Source organism: Oleiphilus sp. HI0123 (genome assembly GCF_001635315.1).
In genome coordinates, this window is sequence record NZ_LWGE01001388.1 from 24 (window position 1) to 2,398 (window position 2,375).

The 2,375-nt window shown below is 43.0% G+C and carries 2 protein-coding genes and 1 pseudogene; 1 reads left to right on the forward strand and 2 read right to left on the reverse strand.

All coding sequences use genetic code 11. From position 1 onward, the window contains the following. Positions 1 to 33: 33 nt before the first annotated feature. The gene (locus A3761_RS17570; RefSeq protein WP_068511523.1) at positions 34 to 723 is read right to left on the reverse strand and encodes a transposase; all 690 of its coding nucleotides are present in this window, start codon (positions 721 to 723) and stop codon (positions 34 to 36) included. Positions 724 to 907: 184 nt separating this feature from the next. Between A3761_RS17570 and A3761_RS17575 the strand changes: the two genes are divergently transcribed. After that, positions 908 to 1,972 (forward strand): Fic family protein, encoded by a 1,065-nt coding sequence (locus A3761_RS17575; protein ID WP_082870288.1) that lies wholly within the window; start codon positions 908 to 910, stop codon positions 1,970 to 1,972. A gap of 209 nt (positions 1,973 to 2,181) precedes the next feature. Here the strand turns inward: A3761_RS17575 and A3761_RS27850 are convergent. Beyond that, positions 2,182 to 2,375, reverse strand: a pseudogene (locus A3761_RS27850) (acetyltransferase); the annotation flags it as partial.

A 2,375-nucleotide genomic window follows, 5' to 3' on the forward strand; every position in this document is an offset into this window, starting at 1 on the left:
ANANGTATAAAAGGGGTCGGTGACAATTAGTAATCATTCGCACTTGAGAGGTCGCCCTATCTTTGAATAGCCAATTGATCTCTTAAGATTTTCTTCGATTTGTGCTTTAAAACGATCATCCCCCAAAGGCATCGAGAAACTGGCTGAAGTACGAATCTCATGTATGACGCCCTTCGACAACGCAACGTTAAACAATTCTCGATAGCGAACAAGGCGGCTCTGCGTATCATGTGCCAATTGAGCATATACCTCATGCGCACTAATTAACGGACTTCTTTCACCATATGCATTACACCGATAGCTAGACCATCGGTAATCAGCCGGATGCTCGACCATATTAGCCATAACCGGGTTTAGCTCTATATACCGATAACACTTGAGCAAATACCCTTCAGCATCGATCAAGCTTGCTTTATGACGACTCTCCCACAATGTACCGCATCGCCGATATGTCTTATTGATGTATTGCACGTAGCGCCGCCCAAGTGACTGCATCACTTTAGAGACACCGTCAGTGCATGAAGGTGTCAACAAAAGATGAGTGTGATTCGTCATCAAGACATAAGCATGACAACTTACATCATAGCGTTCACACGCTTCTTGCAAGCATTCCAGATAAAACTGATTATCTTGATCTGAAAAGAAACACGCTTCCCGATTGTTTCCCCGTTGGATTACATGGCACGGCACTCCGGCCATATACATTCTTGGCTTCCTTGGCATTTCAGCTTCCTCTATCTTCCTTGATAGTTACACGTCATTATCGATCTAAGCTAAGACCTTTTCAAGCTGAGTAATGCGAATGATTATTATGTGTCACCGACCCCTTTTGCTTTTCTCTTTTGCTTTACTTTATCGGACATATTAAATAGAGTTGTGTCCTATATATTAGAATACAGGCTCAGTTATGACCGAGAAACTAGACCCGTCAATGCTCCTCCAGCTGCTTAAGCAAGCCCCTGAATCTTTCGCGCTGTCTGATATTCTTGAATTGATAAATGAACCAACACTCAAGCTTAGCCCTCCTTCAGATCGAACGATACGCCGTTGGCTTAATGAATTAAGTGAGCAAGGCCTGCTTATTAAAACTGGCAGTCGTAAAGGTACACGATATAGTCTTGCTGCACACCAAACGACGCCCAATATGCTGCAGTTTTTGCAGGGACTAGATACAGATATTCAGCTATCTACACTCAAGCAGATTAGAAACCTCTGGACTCATACCTCAACGGCACTAGAAGGCAATACTTTAAGCTTAGGTGATACAAAGTTTATATTGGACGAGGGGTTAACCATTTCAGGTAAACCACTCAAAGAGCACCAGGAAATATATGGCCACGCTAGTGCTATCGAATTGATTTACCAAAACCTTAACCAAGCCTTTACAGCAGAAAGCTGCTTCCAACTTCATTTAGCTATTCAAACAGACCGCGTCACCGACATTTATAAACCGAATGGAGCCTGGAAAGTTGAAATGAACGGTACCTATGCAGTTAATAAGAAAAACCAACAAGTATTTATCGAATATGCCCACCCCTTACATACAGAAAAGTTAATGGCTCTTTTTATCGAAGAGCTCAACTCATTATGCAAGCAAACTCTCAACCTTAAGGACGGAATCAAAGCCTACGCGAAGATTCACATGGGCTTTGTACATATCCACCCCTTCTGGGACGGAAACGGACGCCTTGCGCGATTAATTGCAAACATTCCTCTGCTAAAGTCAGGCCTTCCCCCCATCGTTATTTCGCAGGACGAAAGACAGCAGTACATAAAAATACTTGCAGACTACCAGCTGAAAGTTGGACAACTGACACCTGACTCCGGTGTTTGGCCGAAAACTAAGCTGCTTACTGACTTTGAACAGTTTTGTGACCGCTCCCATAAAGAAACAAGAGAGCTAATAGAAGGCGCTAAAAAACTTCAGGAACAAAGGAACAAAGGAATAACACCAACACAATACGTCTGCTGATTACTCATTCAGCCCAACTAGAGCAGAAAGTCAAAGCAGCTGCATACAAGTTGGAGGCAACTACACACGATCTATTAGGTGTAGGGCAAGTAATACGAATGATTATTATGTGTCACCGACCCCTTTTGTTTTTCTCCGACCCCTTTTGTTTAGTATGCCTCGAGAAACTGGCTGATCATTCATAGATTGTATTCAAACCACTTTCAAAATTACGAAGCAAGCACTGAACCTGGCGGGTAGGTTTTTCCTTTTTCAGCTTTTACAAAGTATCCACAGCAACTTCCCGCTTGCAACCAAGCCATTGCACCTACTTCAACACCTCCAGCAAGCTGAACGCCTACGCCGAGATGAGAAAACTCATGTAATATACAGTCATGATCTGCTGTGGCATTTGCGTTTATCA